This window comes from Achromobacter sp. RW408, assembly GCF_003184165.1.
Lineage (GTDB): Bacteria > Pseudomonadota > Gammaproteobacteria > Burkholderiales > Burkholderiaceae_B > Achromobacter > Achromobacter xylosoxidans.
In genome coordinates, this window is sequence record NZ_QHHO01000022.1 from 181,566 (window position 1) to 195,180 (window position 13,615).

Annotated in this window: 13 protein-coding genes; 8 read left to right on the top strand and 5 right to left on the bottom strand. The window is 69.9% G+C overall.

Annotated elements, in window-relative coordinates; translation table 11 throughout:
- The 6 genes from DK459_RS03070 to DK459_RS03095 form a co-directional block, all read left to right on the top strand.
- The coding region (locus DK459_RS03070; protein ID WP_110134590.1) for an ABC transporter ATP-binding protein at positions 1-818 on the top strand (818 nt) is incomplete at its 5' end.
- The gene (locus DK459_RS03075; RefSeq protein ID WP_006384229.1) at positions 815-1,807 is read left to right on the top strand and encodes an ABC transporter ATP-binding protein; all 993 of its coding nucleotides are present in this window, start codon (positions 815-817) and stop codon (positions 1,805-1,807) included. The genes DK459_RS03070 and DK459_RS03075, both read left to right, overlap by 4 nt.
- Positions 1,808-1,827: 20 nt before the next feature.
- On the top strand, positions 1,828-3,282 hold the full coding sequence (locus tag DK459_RS03080; protein WP_054499034.1) for an amidohydrolase family protein: 1,455 nt from the start codon (positions 1,828-1,830) through the stop codon (positions 3,280-3,282).
- A 78-nt stretch (positions 3,283-3,360) separates the two neighbouring features.
- A complete protein-coding gene (locus DK459_RS03085; protein ID WP_035181226.1) occupies positions 3,361-4,011 on the top strand; it encodes a helix-turn-helix domain-containing protein in 651 nt (216 codons plus the stop codon).
- Between the two features lie 412 nt (positions 4,012-4,423).
- The gene (locus DK459_RS03090) at positions 4,424-5,725 is read left to right on the top strand and encodes an APC family permease (RefSeq protein WP_049054696.1); all 1,302 of its coding nucleotides are present in this window, start codon (positions 4,424-4,426) and stop codon (positions 5,723-5,725) included.
- A 56-nt stretch (positions 5,726-5,781) separates the two neighbouring features.
- Positions 5,782-6,636 carry a cyclopropane-fatty-acyl-phospholipid synthase family protein gene (locus DK459_RS03095; protein ID WP_110134447.1) on the top strand — a complete coding sequence of 285 codons (855 nt, stop codon included), beginning with the start codon at positions 5,782-5,784 and terminating at the stop codon, positions 6,634-6,636.
- A gap of 28 nt (positions 6,637-6,664) precedes the next feature.
- On the opposite strand, the gene DK459_RS03100 is transcribed toward DK459_RS03095, so the two are convergent.
- The 5 genes from DK459_RS03100 to DK459_RS03120 form a co-directional block, all read right to left on the bottom strand.
- Positions 6,665-7,813, bottom strand: coding sequence for a putative zinc-binding metallopeptidase (locus tag DK459_RS03100; protein WP_006384234.1), 1,149 nt, complete (start codon positions 7,811-7,813; stop codon positions 6,665-6,667).
- A 29-nt stretch (positions 7,814-7,842) separates the two neighbouring features.
- Positions 7,843-8,781 (bottom strand): LD-carboxypeptidase, encoded by a 939-nt coding sequence (locus DK459_RS03105; RefSeq protein ID WP_070541631.1) that lies wholly within the window; start codon positions 8,779-8,781, stop codon positions 7,843-7,845.
- 409 nt (positions 8,782-9,190) lie between these two features.
- Complete coding sequence (locus tag DK459_RS03110; protein ID WP_006384916.1) at positions 9,191-9,916, bottom strand: RNA pseudouridine synthase; 726 nt, start codon at positions 9,914-9,916, stop codon at positions 9,191-9,193.
- A gap of 193 nt (positions 9,917-10,109) precedes the next feature.
- Positions 10,110-11,216: an AI-2E family transporter YdiK gene (ydiK, locus tag DK459_RS03115; RefSeq protein ID WP_006384915.1), complete on the bottom strand. Its 1,107-nt coding sequence runs from the start codon at positions 11,214-11,216 to the stop codon at positions 10,110-10,112.
- A 72-nt stretch (positions 11,217-11,288) separates the two neighbouring features.
- A complete protein-coding gene (locus tag DK459_RS03120) occupies positions 11,289-12,359 on the bottom strand; it encodes a DNA-binding protein (RefSeq protein WP_110134448.1) in 1,071 nt (356 codons plus the stop codon).
- Positions 12,360-12,739: 380 nt separating this feature from the next.
- Between DK459_RS03120 and DK459_RS03125 the strand changes: the two genes are divergently transcribed.
- Positions 12,740-13,108, top strand: coding sequence for a Rap1a/Tai family immunity protein (locus DK459_RS03125; RefSeq protein WP_053497582.1), 369 nt, complete (start codon positions 12,740-12,742; stop codon positions 13,106-13,108).
- On the top strand, positions 13,105-13,593 hold the full coding sequence (locus DK459_RS03130) for a hypothetical protein (RefSeq protein WP_006384911.1): 489 nt from the start codon (positions 13,105-13,107) through the stop codon (positions 13,591-13,593). Before DK459_RS03125 ends, DK459_RS03130 begins: the two co-directional genes overlap by 4 nt.
- Positions 13,594-13,615: the final 22 nt, after the last annotated feature.

Sequence of the window (13,615 nt, forward strand, 5' to 3'; positions counted from 1 at the left end):
TGGCGCGCGGCCGCGTCGAATTCGACGGCCGCGACCTGCTGGCCCTGCCCGAGAAAACCATGCGGGCGGTGCGCGGCAACCAGCTGTCGATGATCTTCCAGGAGCCCATGACCTCGCTCAACCCGGTCTTCACGATCGGCCGCCAGATCAGCGAGCCGCTGATGCTGCACCAGGGCCTGTCGCGGCGCGAGGCCATGAAGCAGGCCGAGACGCTCTTGGAACTGGTGCAGATCTCCGACCCGGCGCGGCGCGTGCATGAATACCCCTACCAGTTGTCCGGCGGCATGCGCCAGCGCGCCATGATCGCCATGGCCCTGGCCTGCCAGCCCAAGGTGCTGATCGCCGACGAGCCGACCACCGCGCTGGACGTGACCATCCAGGCGCAGATCCTGCACCTGCTGCGCGACATCCAGGCGCGGCTGGGCACGGCGATCGTGCTGATCACCCACGATCTGGGCGTGGTGGCGCAGATGTGCCAGCGCGTCATCGTCATGTACGCCGGCCGCAAGGTCGAGGAAGGCAGCGTCGACGACGTGCTGGACCGCGCCGCCCATCCTTATACCCAGGCGCTGATCCGCTCGCTGCCCGACTTCGTCGACGGCCAGGACCACGGCGCCCGCCTGGCCGAGCTGCCCGGCATCGTGCCGGTGGTGACGCCCGAATCGCGCGGCTGCGCCTTCGCGGCGCGCTGTCCCGAGGCCCTGCCGCGCTGCGCCGAGGAGGCGCCGCCGGAAGTCGCCAGCGGCGACCGCCACCGTGTCTGGTGCTGGGCGCGCCAGCCCGCGCCGGCCGCCAAGAAGGAGCAAGACCCGCGATGAACCTGCACGACGCCCCCTTCCCATCCGCCGTCGCGGCGGCCTCCGCCGCGCCCATGCTGCAGGTGACCGACCTGAAGAAGCACTTCCCGCTGGAGGGCGGCAAGGTGCTGCGCGCCGTGGACGGCGTGTCCCTTTCGGTGGCGCGCGGCCAGACCCTGAGCCTGGTGGGCGAGTCCGGTTGCGGCAAGTCCACGACCGGCAAGTGCCTGATCCGCCTGACTGATCCCACCGCGGGCCGCATCCTGCTCGAAGGCGCCGACCTGGCCGCGATGAACAGCGGCCAGTTGCGCGCCATGCGGCGGCGCATGCAGTTCATCTTCCAGGATCCGTTCTCGTCGATGAACCCGCGCATGCGGGTGCGCGACATCATCGGCGAGCCGCTGCGCAACTTCGGCTACGGCCGCGAGGCCATCCGCGAACGGGTAGCGCAGTTGCTGGCCCGCGTCAGCCTGCGCCCGGACGCCGCCGACCGCTACCCGCACGAGTTCTCCGGCGGCCAGCGCCAGCGCATCGTCATCGCCCGCGCCCTGGCGCCGGAACCGGGCCTGATCGTCTGCGACGAGCCGGTGTCGGCGCTGGACGTGTCGGTGCAGGCGCAGGTCATCAACCTGCTAATGGACCTGCAGCGCGACCTCGGGCTGACTTACGTGTTCATCTCGCATGACCTGAGCGTGGTGCGGCACATCAGCCACCAGGTGGCGGTGATGTACCTGGGGCGGATCGTCGAGAGCGGCAGCCGCGATGCGGTGTTCAACCGTCCGTCGCATCCGTATACCCGCGCCCTGCTGGCCGCGGTGCCCTCGGCCCGCCGGGGCGAACGCGCCCCCGTGGCGGTGCTCAAGGGCGAGATTCCCAGCCCGCTGGCGCCGCCGTCCGGCTGTGCCTTCCGCACCCGTTGTCCGCTGGCCCAGGCGCGCTGCGCCCAGGAAACCCCCATCGCCCGCCCGGTCGGCTCCGGCCAGCTGGTCGCCTGCCATTTCGCCACTTGATCGCCCCGCCGGAGATTTCCATGTCCCAATCCGATTCCCAGCCCTTCGACCTGCTGCTCGCGGGCGGCACCCTCATCGACGGCAGCAACACCCCGGCACGGCGCGCCGACCTGGGCGTGCGCGGCGACCGCATCGCCGCCATCGGCGATCTGTCGGACGCCGCCGCCCACACCCGGGTCGACGTGTCGGGCCTGGTGGTCGCGCCCGGCTTCATCGACTCGCACACCCACGACGACAACTACCTGCTCAGGCGCCGCGACATGACGCCCAAGATCTCGCAGGGCGTCACCACGGTGGTCACGGGCAATTGCGGCATCAGCCTGGCACCGCTGGCGCACGCCAACCCGCCCGCCCCCCTGGACCTGCTGGACGAAGGCGGTTCGTACCGTTTCGAGCGCTTCGCCGACTACCTGGACGCGTTGCGGGCCACGCCGGCGGCCGTCAACGCCGCCTGCATGGTGGGCCATTCAACGCTGCGCGCCGCGGTCATGCCGGACTTGCAGCGCGCCGCCACCGACGAGGAAATCGCGGCCATGCGGGACCTGGCCGAGGAAGCCATGGCCAGCGGCGCCATCGGCATTTCGACCGGCGCCTTCTACCCGCCCGCCGCCCGCGCCACCACCGAAGAGATCATCGAGGTGTGCCGGCCGCTGAGCGCGCATGGCGGCATCTACGCCACCCACATGCGCGACGAAGGCGAGCACATCGTGGCCGCGCTGGAGGAAACCTTCCGCATCGGCCGCGAGCTGGACGTGCCGGTGGTGATCTCGCACCACAAGGTCATGGGCCAGCCCAATTTCGGCCGCTCGCGCGAGACGCTGCCGCTGATCGAGGCCGCCATGGCGCGCCAGGACGTCTCGCTGGACGCGTATCCCTACGTGGCCGGCTCCACCATGCTCAAGCAGGACCGCGTGCTGCTGGCCGGACGCACCATCATCACCTGGTGCAAGCCCTTCCCCGAACTGAGCGGGCGCGACCTGGATGAAGTCGCGGCCGAGCGCGGCAAATCCAAGTACGACGTGGTGCCCGAGCTGCAGCCGGCCGGCGCCATCTACTTCATGATGGACGAACCCGACGTGCAGCGCATCCTGGCGTTCGGCCCGACCATGATCGGCTCCGACGGCCTGCCGCACGACGAGCGCCCGCATCCGCGCCTGTGGGGCACCTTCCCGCGGGTGCTGGGGCACTATGCGCGCGACCTGGGCCTGTTCCCGCTGGAGACGGCGGTATGGAAGATGACGGGCCTGACCGCCGCGCGCTTCGGCCTGGCCGGGCGCGGCCAGCTGCAGGCCGGGTACTTCGCCGACCTGGTGGTGTTCGACCCGGCCACGGTGGCCGATACCGCCACCTTCGAACGCCCCACCGAGCGCGCCGCCGGCATCCATTCCGTGTACGTCAACGGCGCGCCGGTCTGGCAAGAGCAGGCGTTCACCGGCCAGCATGCCGGCCGCGTGCTCGCACGCACGGCCGCCTGAGCCCGGCGCCAGCCCTTACAATCCGGCGTGAACGGGGCGGCGTGCCGCCCCCTCCCAACCCTGGACGCAAACCGCTACATGGCCCCTCCCTCCGCTCGCAATACGGCCCCACCCGACATCGTGGGCAAGGAAGTGATGGGCGCGCGCCTGCGCGCCGAGCGCAAGGCCCGGAAAATGACCCTGCAAGACCTGTCGCAGGCCAGCGGCATCGCGGTCTCGACCCTGTCCAAGGCCGAGCTGGGCCAGATCGCCCTGAGCTACGAGAAGTTCGCCGCGCTGGCGCGGGCGCTGGGCATCGACATGACGCGCATGTTCATGCTGGGCGACGCGGCCCAGGCCGAGGTGGCTCCCACCTACGTCAAGAACAAGCTCAGCGACGCGCGCGACTACGCCACCGAGAACTATCACTACCGGCTGCTGATGGGCGAATACCCGGGCAAGAAGATGATGCCCATGCTGGCCCTGATCGACGCGCGCGAGGTCGTCGAGTTCGAGGACTACATCCGCCATCCCGGGCAGGAGTTCGCGCTGGTGCTGTCGGGCAAGGTGCGCATCCAGTTCGAGAACGGCGACAGCGTGGTGCTGAACCGGCTGGAATCCGCCTATTTCGACAGCGGCATCGGCCATGTCTACCTGTCGCTGAGCAAGAAACCGGCCGAGGTGCTGGCCGTGTGCAGCGACCTGGACGAAGTGCCCTCGCGCCTCAAGCCCGCGCCGCGCAAGCCCTGAGGCCGCCCGCCTCCTTCCTGCCGCGGGCAGCGCCCGCCTGGCGCCTTGTGCGCGTGCCGCCGGCCCGCCGCGGCCGGAGGCACGCGCATCGCCATTCACCGCTACGGGAAATCCCGTAGAAACTTTCTTTCCCCGCCCGGGGTCACTCATTATTCAGCTACTTGTCAGGACAGCAGGCCTGGAAACAGGCCATGCCGCCCCGCCAGGCCGGATGACGCCCTGGCCAACGGGCCGTGTCGCCTGACGCCCTCCAGCCGTGAGTCCGAGCCCCCGCGCATCGTGCGCGGCGGCAACCTGCCGGGAGAATGCCATGCCGTCTTTGCCGCGCCGTCCGTTGCGCGCCCACCCCGGTGCCGCCGGCGAGCGAGGCGGCGCGGCCACCGCCGCGTCCGGCCCGCCGGGCCTGTCGGTGATGGACGCCACGGTGGTGCTGGTCGGCGTGGTGATCGGCATCGGCATCTTCGGCTTTCCGCCCCTGGTGGCGCAGCACGCGGCGTCCGAGGCGATGTACCTGGCGTACTGGTGCGCCGGCGGCCTGGTGATGCTGGTGGGCGCGCTGTGCTACGCCGAGCTGGGCGCGGCCTATCCCGGCGCCGGCGGCGAATACCTTTATCTGTCGCGCGCCTGGGGGCCGCGCGTGGGCCTGCTGTTCGCCTGGGCCCGCTGCACCGTGATCCAGACCGGCGCGATCGCGGTGGTGGCCTTCATCTACGGGGACTACGCGCAGCAACTGCTGCCGCTGGGCGAACACGGCGCCACCACGCACGCGGCGCTGTCGGTGATCGGCCTGACCGCGCTGAACGTGGCCGGCACGCGCCACTCGAAGCGGCTGCAATGGCTGTTCACGATCCTGACATTGGCGGCGCTGGCGGCGGTGCTGACCGCCGCGCTGTTCACCTCGACGCCGCTGGCGCCGGCGCCAACAGCGCTGGAAGGCAATGTGGCCGGCCTGATGGGCATGGGCATGGTGTTCGTGTTGCTGACCTACGGCGGCTGGAACGAGGCCGCCTATCTCAGCGGCGAACTGCGCAACCCCGGACGCAACATGGCGCGGGTGCTGTTGATCGGCACCGCGGTGGTCACCGGCGCCTACCTGCTGACCAACCTGGCGCTGCTGGAACTGTTCGGGCTGCAGGGCCTGCGCGACACGCCGGCGCTGGGCGCGGCCGTGATGCAGCTGGCGGCCGGCCCCTACGCCGCCGCCCTGCTCAGCCTGGTGATCTGCGCCACCGCGCTGAGCACCATCAACGGCACCATCATCACCGGCGCGCGCGTCTACTACGCGCTGGGGCGCGACCTGCCGCGCCTGCGGGCGCTGGCCGGCTGGAGCGCGCGCAACGAGGCGCCGGTCAGCGCCTTGCTGGCCCAGGGCGCGATCACGCTGGCCTTGCTGGGGGTGGGCGCCTTCAGCCACAACGGCGTGCAGGCCATGGTCGCCTACACCGCGCCGGTGTTCTGGCTGTTCATGCTGCTGGTGGCGGCCTCCGTGTGGCGCCTGCGCCGGCTCGATCCGGCGCGTCCGCGGCCGTTCCGGGTGCCGCTGTATCCCCTGACCCCGGCGTTGCTGGCGCTGGCCTGCGCCGGGCTGGTCTATTCCAGCGCCGTCTATGCCGGCGCCGGCGCCCTGATCGGGCTGGCGGTGCTGGCGGTCGGCGTCCCGGTGCTGCGCCTGCTCAAGCCCGCCGGGGCGTCGCCGGCCGAGCCGCCCGGTTGACCGCCGGGGCCCTTGCCGCCACGCCCTTTTTTCCGTCCGCCCAAGGAGTCTTCATCATGCAAGCTGCCCTATCGTCCGTTCCGTTCGCCCGCCGCTGGGCCGCCCTGGGGTCGGCGCTGGCCCTGGCCTTCTCCATTTCGCTGCTGGCCGAGGCGCGCGCCGCCGGCGTAACCGCGGAGCCCCCCGCCAAGACCGACGCCTACGTGCCCGACGTGGGCCAGGACGGCAAGGACGTCATCTGGGTGCCGACCCCGCAGGCCCTGGTCGACAAGATGCTCGACATGGCCCGGGTCACGCCGCGGGACCGGTTGATGGACCTGGGCTCGGGCGATGGCCGCACCGTCATCACCGCCGCCCAACGCGGCCTGCGGGCCAAGGGCATCGAATACAACCCCGACCTGGTGACCCTGTCGCGCAGCAACGCGGCCAAGGCGGGCGTGGCCGACCGCGCCACCTTCGAGGTGGCGGACCTGTTCGAGACCGACCTGTCGCAGGCGGACGTGATCACCATGTTCCTGCTGTCGACCATCAATGAAAAACTGCGGCCGCGGCTGCTGGAACTGGCGCCCGGCACCCGCATCGTGTCCAACACCTTCCGCATGGGCGATTGGGAGCCGGACGCCTCCGAAACGGTTACCGAGGCCTGCCAGACCTACTGCAACGCGCTGCTGTGGATCGTGCCGGCCAAGGTCGGCGGCCAGTGGGACCTGGACGGCCGCCGGTTGCTGCTGGAGCAGCGCTACCAGATGCTGACGGGCAAACTGGGCGGCAGCGAGATCACGGATGCGCGCATGGACGGGCGCAGGATATCGTTCTCCGTCGATGGCGTGCGCTACACCGGCGAAGTGGACGGCAACGCCATCAGCGGCAACGCCGCGGGCAAGGGGCAATGGTCGGCGCGGCGGATCTAGCGCCGCGGCGGCGCCGGGCTCCGCGGGCCTAGCGCGCCGCGGCCCGGATCACCCGGTGCACGAATTGCAGCTTGCCGACCACCGCGGCCGGCAGCACGAACGGATAGAAATCACGCTGCCCCATGCTGCGCGACAGCTCGTTGAGCGCCCCGGTCAGCGCCACCCAGGCGTTGACCAGGTCGAGAAAGCCCTGCCCTTCGGGATCGTCCGGATCGTACAGCGATACCCGGGTGAAAGGCTCAACGGCCTGTTGCACGGCCACGCGGGTGACGCCGAAGCTGATGGCGGTGTCCAGCGTGTCCATCATGTGCAGGTAGTGGGCCCAGGTCTCGGCCCAGTCTTCCCACGGGTGGCAGGACGCATAGGTACTGATGAAACGCCCCGCCCAGTCGGCCGGCGGACCTTGCTCGTAATTGCGCCGCAGCGCCTGCGCATAGTCGGCGCGCTCATCGCCGAACACGGCGCGAAACGGCGCCAGCCAGGGGCCGCCGGCCACCAGCTGGTCCCAGTAGAAATGGCCGATCTCGTGGCGGAAGTGCCCCAGCAGCGTGCGGTAAGGCTCATGCATCGCCTCGCGCACCCGGTCACGGTAGGCATCGTCGGCCTCGCGGATGTTCAGCGTGATCAGCCCGCGGTTGTGCCCGGTCAGCAGCGGCGCGCCGTCCGCCGCCGGGGCCAGCAGATCGAACGCCAGGCCGCCGTCGCCCGCCGCCTGCGAGCGCCGGATAGGCAGGCCCAGCGTCAGGAGCTGGGCGACCAGCTGGCGCTTGGCGGCTTCCACCTTGCCCCATAGCGGGCCGTTTTCCGCGACGGATAAATCGGGAATGGTGCGGTTCAGGCCACAGGCCAGGCAGAGCGACCCGCTGGCCGCGGCCGGCAGCAGCCAGTTGCAGGCCGCGGCCGAGGCGTAATTGGCGCAGCGCCTGAAGGTCCGGCCGCGCGCGCGCCCGGCTTCGATCCACAGCCCCTCTGCCTTGCCGGGATCCAGCGCCAGGACGTGGCCGCGCTTCGGGTCGAAGCCCAGTTGCCGGTGGCAGTTCAGGCATTCGCTGTTGTTGAAAAAGACCTGCTGGCCGCAGACGCAGCGGAATGCCTTGGCGCGGGCATGGCGCTCGCTGGCGCGCGAGCGATGCGGGGATTTCAATTGGCGGCCCAGGGCCTGGAAAAAATCATTCATGCGTGGGGCTCCGGCACGGGGCGGCGCGCTTACCGCGCCACCGCCTGATCGAGCCGCAGTCCGCGGCGCTGGGTGTCCAGCGTCACCTTCGCGCCAAGCGGTAGCGTCAGGTTGGGATCGCCGTGGCCGCTGGGCCAGGCCGCCAGCACCGGTATGCCGCGCCCGCCGAACTGTTCCAGCAGCAGCGGAAACAACTGGCTTTGGCCCGGCGCGTCGCCCATCGGCAGGCCCAGCCGGGTGAAATTGCCCGCCAGCACGCCCTTGATATGGTCGAACTTGCCCGCCGAACGCAACTGCCACAGCAGCCGGTCGATGCGGGGCAGCGCCTCGTTGACGTCCTCGATGAACAGGATGGCGTCGCGCGTGGCGATCTCATGGCGCGAGCCGATCATGGCGGCGATCAGCGCCAGGTTGCCGCCCACCAGCCGGCCGCTGGCCACGCCCGGCGCCAGGACCACCGGATTGGATGCGGGCGGCGCGTCGATCCAGGCGCCCTGCCCGATCTGCCCGCCCACCATGGCCAGCACGTGGCTGGCGGTGGGTTCCTCCTTGCCGGCCAGCAGGTCCTGCGCCAGCATCGGACCGTGGAAAGTGACGAAGCCGGCGTGGCGCTGCATTGCCAGATGCAGCGCCGTGATGTCGCTGTATCCGATGAAGGGCTTGGGATGTTGGCGCAGCAGGTCGAAGTCGAGCCTGTCGGCCAGCCGCCATGAGCCGAAGCCGCCCTGCAGGCACCAGATCGCGTCGATCGCGGGATCGGCGAACGCCGAGTGCAGGTCGTTCAGGCGCGCATTGTCATCGCCGGCCAGGTAGTCGTATGGCGCATCGCTGCGCGTGAGCGCGGCGGGCATGATGCGGGGCTCGTAGCCGCGCGCCTGCAGCCATTCGGCTGCGTCCAGGGCCGCCCCGTCGGCCGCCGACGCGGGCGCCACGATCGCCACCCGGCCGCCCGGCCGCAAGGCGGACACGGCCGTGTCGCGGCCGGGCGCGGCACCGCTTGCCGCCGTGTCACGCGTGGTCGCGGCCGGGCCGGCTCCCGAAGGCGTCACCCGACTCGCGCAACCCGCCAGCGCCAGGCTGGACAATCCCAGGGCGCCCGCGACCCTTAGCAGGCCGCGTCGCGCGGGATCGATCGGGACTTGAGACTCGCGAGGCCGTATCGCCATATTGGATCCTTGTTCGTTTTATATTGTTTTATTTATCAATTACTTATTGGAATTGTCTATAATTTACATGAGAAAAAGCCCGGACCTTGCGGCCACCTGCAACTCGCTGGCTCAGGCGTCCCGACGCTGAATCCGCAGCGCCTCATTCTAGAATTCACTTTAAGTTATTCGAGAAAACACTTTAAGTTATTCCAGAAATCACTTTAAGTTGTCAGAAGCGCTCGTATTCCAGCCGATAACGCCATTGCCCCACCGCCAGCCCGGCCATCGGCAGTCGACCGATGCGGATACGGCGCAGGGCCTGCAGTTCCAGCCCCGCCATGTCGCAGGCGTATTCAATGAAACCCAGGGCTGGCGTCTTGAGCGCGAAGCGCAGGTGGGTTTCGTTCTGCCAGCTGACCTTCATCGGCGTGGCCGGGCGGCCCTCATAGGCCAGGCCGCGCTGCAGTCGCGCCAGCCCGACCGCGTCCAGCGTGCCGCGCACCTGCGCAATGTATTCCTGCTCGACGTGGCGCCCCTCTTCCACCAGCTTGCGCGCGACCGCGTATTCCTGCGTGTACACCACCAGCCCGCTGGCCGCGCGCTCCAGCGGCGTGGCCAGCTTGAGGCCGTTGAACATGCGCTTGAGATAGCGCTGGCCCGAACGGTCGCCCGGCATCAGGTTTTCGGGCACGACCAGGCCCAGCGCCGAATGCGCCGGGTCCGACGCCGACAGGCCCGCCGGCTTGTGCACCAGTATGCTCACCGGCCGCATCTCTTCCAGCCGCGCGCCCGGCAGCAGGACGACAACCTGGCCAGGGCTGACGCGGAAACCGGGTTCCTCGACGACCTTGCCGTCCACGGCGACCCAGCCGCCCTCGATGTAGCGTTCGGCGTCGCCACGGGAACAGGATTGCTCGGCGGCCAGCCGCTTGGCCAGGCGGACGCTGTCGCTCATGGCCGGCTCGCGCAGGAAAGGAGGACCGGGAAATGGATGGATCGGGAAATCGGCGGAAATATCGTCATCTCGAATACAGCGTGAAAGGCGGGAACAGACCGGCCCCGCGCGGCGCTCTCGGCGCAGGCATGGGGCCTGGCGCGGATGTTACGCGGTTTTCCCACGGCGGCCCGTGCGGGACAGTTTGCGCGGCTCAGGGCTCGACGGACGGGCGAGCCGCCAGCGACGCGTCGGCGGCCGGCGGCGGCACTTCGTCGACCCAGGCCTTGAGCAGTGTGGAGGTCACCGCCAGGATCACCGGGCCGATGAACAGGCCGACAATGCCGAAGGCGAACATGCCGCCCAGCACCCCGGCCAGGATCAGCAGCATCGACAGGTTCACGCCGCGCTTGATCAGCAGCGGCCGCAGCAGGTTGTCGAGCATGGTGACCAGCACCGCCCATACCAGCAGCAGGACCGCCGCCACTTTCATGTCGTTCTGGAACAGCCAGATCACACCGCCAAGCAGGGGCAGGAAAGGCCCCAGTTGCGCCAGGCACAGCATCAGCATCAAGGCCGTGATGATGCCTGCCGCCGGCACGCCGGCGATCCACAGGCCCAGGCCGCCCAGCGCCGACTGCACCACGGCCGTCACCACGATGCCCAGCGCCACCGCGCGGATCGACAGGCCCGCCAGGCGGATCGCCGCCACGCCACGGTGCCCTGCCAGCCGGTTGGCGAAGCGCTGCATGAAATTCGCCGCCACGTCGCCCTGGCTGTAGAGAATGCCGGCAATGACGATGGTGATCAGCATGTGCATCACGAACACGCCGACGATGGCCGCATTGCTCAGCAGCCACTTGGCCGCCATGGTGATGTACGGCTCCAGCCGCGCCAGCAGGCCGCCGGCGCCGGCGTCGGCCAGCGCCTGCCATTCATGCGCGATGCGCTCGCCGCCCAGCGGAATGCCGCGCACCCAGCCCGGTGGCGCCATCAGCGCATAGTCAGGCAGGCCCTTGATCGCGGTCATGATGGCCCCGCCATGCAGGGCCAGCGTCGAGATGGCCTGGTACAGCGGCAGCACGATCACCACCAGCAGCACGATCAGCATGGCCACGGTGGCAAGCCAGCGGCGGCCGCCGCAGCGCCGTTGCACCGCCAGCATCACCGGCCAGGTCGCCACCACGATGGTGGTGGCCCAGATCAAGCCGAACAGGAACGGCTTGAGCACATACAGGCTGCCGATCATCAGCGCCGAGAGGATGACGACGACGAGCAGGTTGCGGGCAAGATCCGCGGGCGGACGTGGGTTCGGGTTCAAGCTGGACTCCAGGCGGCGGATTGGCCGTGTATGAATTTATCCGAACTTCGGCGGGCGCGGCGCGGCGCGGCCTCAGGCGGCGGCGCCGCCAGCCGCGGGCGGCGGCGCGGCGGGGGCGGAAATCAGGTGGCGCGTGAGTTCCAGCAGCTGCGCGTCGCGGGCTTTCTGTTGCGCCATCAATTCGGCCTGCTGCGCTTCGGCGGCCGCCAGGCGTTGGGCCAGCTCCTGCTCGCGGCGGCGCGATGCCTGCAGCGCTTCCCGCGCCGTGGCCAGTTCGGCCAGCCGCCGGCCCTGCTCCGCCTGGGCCTCGGCCTGCGCCGCGCGCAGTTGCGCGGCGGCCTCGGATTCGGCCACACGCAGGCGCTCGGCGGCCTCGGCCTCGGCCGCATGCAGGCGCTCGGCCGCTTGCGCCAGGGCCTGGCGCGACTGCTCGGCCTGCTGTTGGCGGGCCGCCAGCAGGTCTTCCAGGCGCGCCTGCAGGCGCTTGGCATTGCCGCGCTCGGCGTCCAGATCGTTGAGCCAGCGGCGTTCATGCGCCGCGTGGCGCGCATGGGCGGCCGCCAGCGCCTCGGCCTGCTCCTGGCGGCCGCGTTCGGCATCGGCTACCTGGGCCAGCAAGGCGGCGCGCGCATCGGCAAGCTGCTGCTGGCCGTGGGCCAGCGCCTCGTCACGCTGGCGCAGCTGGCTTTCGGCCGTGCGCAGGCGCGCTTCCGTTGCCGCCAACTGCCCGGTCGCGACTTTCAGGGCTTCTTCCAGGTCGCGCTCGCGGCTGGCCAGCAACGCCTCGCGCCGGGCCAATTGCGCGGCCAGGTCGGCCAGGCGCTGGTCTTCCGCCCGTTGCGCGTCTTCGCGTTCGCGATTGGCGGCGGCAAGGTCGGCCCTGGCCGCCGACAGGGCGGCCTCCCAGAAGTGCGCGGCGGCCTGGGCGATGGGCTGCGGCACCGGCGTCGGCGCGGCGAAAGCGCCCGGGTCCTGGATCCGGGCGCCCAATGCGCGGAACCAGGTTTCCAGGTGCGGGCTGACCGTATTGGGCGAGCCGCGGCCGATCTTCTGGCGCACGCGCTCGATGGTGGGGCGCGCCCCTTCCAGCAGCAAGGCATCGGCGGCGCGCCAGACGTCCTGTTCGGTGATTCCGGTGGCCATGGCGGGTTTCCTGGGCAAATATCGATTATTTACTCACGATAATGGAATCTTATCGTGAGTAATTTTCCTTATTTGTTATACATCATACACCATATGTATTAAATATAACTAAACGCCAGCGCTCCCCTTGATCTGAGGGTATCAAGCGCGAAAATCGCCGGAATTTCCGCTCGCGAGGCGAGCTTGAGGCGCATCTCCGGCATGCCGGCCGCAAGCATCCGGACGCCGGGGATGGCGGCCGCGCTCTACATCCACCCTGTCTGTGTGCCGAGAGCCGGCATGGCCTGCCCGGCCACGGGTGCTAAGATCCCACGCATCCATCGACAACCGAATGCACACGATCTCAGGGCCGCCAGTCGGGCCGAAGGGTGAAGCTGCCAATGAAACGCCTGGCGTTGATCATCATGTTGTCCGCCTCCGCCTTCGCCACCTGCCAGGCGCAGGCAGCCCGGACCTGGCACTTCACCGGCGCCGAGCTGGTCGCGGCCCTGGAAGGCCGGATGCCCTCCGAGATTCGCGACGCATCGCTTGGCCGCCAGTTCTCTTCCTCCTATGCGCAAGCCTATGTGCTCGGGATCGCCGACCTGACGCAAGGCACGGCCTGGTGCACCCGCGGCGGCGTGCTGCCGCATGAACTGAAGGACAGGGTGTACAGCTACCTGTCCACACTGCCCGCCAGCCGTCTCGGCGGAAATGCCGGTCCGCTCGTGAGCGAGGCGCTGCGGCAGTCGTTTGCCTGCCCAGGATGACGAGACTTCTCTTTGCCTTTCTGGCCGGGCCGTTCTGGACCGCCCTGTTCCTGGGCCTGCAAGCGCGGCTCTTCTGGCGCGAGCCCGGCTTCATCGGCGCCGGCGGGCAGCCGGACTGGACCCTCATGGCCACGCTGCTGGGCCTGCTGGCCGGCGCCATCGCCATGGCCGTGCTGGGCCTGCCGGCGCATCGCGTGCTGCGGCGGCGCGGTCGCGTCACGCTGGCGCCCTACGTGCTGGCCTTCACCGCCATCGGCCTGGCCGGCTGGTGCGCCGCGCTTCTCATCGCCTCGCTGTTCGGCCCCGGCGACCTGCGCTTGGCCCTGTACATGCTGGCCGACACCGTCGTGTCGCGCCCCGGGGTGCCCTTGTCCGCCGCCGTCCTGGGCGCCCTGGTGGGCGCCAGCTTCTGGTGCATCGCCCGGCCCGACAGGACTGCGCCCTCCCTTCGGTCATCCCCGTCGTCGCCAGGAGACCGGGCTTGATCCGCCCTCGCCCGCCCCGGCC

Coding starts and splice junctions, on each gene's coding strand:
- DK459_RS03075 (WP_006384229.1), top strand. CDS start 815: ATGAACCTGCACGACGCCCCCTTCCCATCCGCCGTCGCGGCGGCCTCC.
- DK459_RS03080 (WP_054499034.1), top strand. CDS start 1,828: ATGTCCCAATCCGATTCCCAGCCCTTCGACCTGCTGCTCGCGGGCGGC.
- DK459_RS03085 (WP_035181226.1), top strand. CDS start 3,361: ATGGCCCCTCCCTCCGCTCGCAATACGGCCCCACCCGACATCGTGGGC.
- DK459_RS03090 (WP_049054696.1), top strand. CDS start 4,424: ATGGACGCCACGGTGGTGCTGGTCGGCGTGGTGATCGGCATCGGCATC.
- DK459_RS03095 (WP_110134447.1), top strand. CDS start 5,782: ATGCAAGCTGCCCTATCGTCCGTTCCGTTCGCCCGCCGCTGGGCCGCC.
- DK459_RS03100 (WP_006384234.1), bottom strand. CDS start 7,813: ATGAATGATTTTTTCCAGGCCCTGGGCCGCCAATTGAAATCCCCGCAT.
- DK459_RS03110 (WP_006384916.1), bottom strand. CDS start 9,916: ATGAGCGACAGCGTCCGCCTGGCCAAGCGGCTGGCCGCCGAGCAATCC.
- DK459_RS03120 (WP_110134448.1), bottom strand. CDS start 12,359: ATGGCCACCGGAATCACCGAACAGGACGTCTGGCGCGCCGCCGATGCC.
- DK459_RS03125 (WP_053497582.1), top strand. CDS start 12,740: ATGAAACGCCTGGCGTTGATCATCATGTTGTCCGCCTCCGCCTTCGCC.
- DK459_RS03130 (WP_006384911.1), top strand. CDS start 13,105: ATGACGAGACTTCTCTTTGCCTTTCTGGCCGGGCCGTTCTGGACCGCC.